This window comes from Paraburkholderia sp. JHI2823, from assembly GCF_038900695.1.
In the GTDB taxonomy this organism is placed as follows: Bacteria; Pseudomonadota; Gammaproteobacteria; order Burkholderiales; family Burkholderiaceae; genus Paraburkholderia; species Paraburkholderia mimosarum.
This window is the reverse complement of sequence record NZ_JAYMRY010000387.1, coordinates 1-260: the sequence shown is the minus strand read 5'-3', so window position 1 is coordinate 260 and position 260 is coordinate 1. Positions and strand designations below refer to the sequence as shown.

The 260-nt window shown below is 60.4% G+C and carries 1 protein-coding gene; it reads left to right on the top strand.

Annotated elements, in window-relative coordinates:
• Positions 1-260, top strand: a 260-nt coding sequence (locus VSR34_RS39100) for a DDE-type integrase/transposase/recombinase (RefSeq protein WP_342965313.1), incomplete at both ends; no start/stop codon positions are given.

Sequence of the window (260 nt, the reverse complement as noted above, 5' to 3'; positions counted from 1 at the left end):
ACAAGGCGGGCGACACGGTCGACTTCCTGCTCAGGGCCAGGCGGGACAAGGTCGCTGCCCGGCGGTTCTTTGAAAAGGCGATCGCCCATAATGGTACGCCAGAGACCGTGACCATCGACAAAAGCGGTTCCAGTCTGGCCGCACTGGATGCGGTGAATGCCGATCGCGAGACACCGATCAAGGTCCGCCAGATCAAGTACCTGAACAACATTGTCGAACAGGACCATCGGGCTATCAAACGCCGGACCCGGCCGATGCAG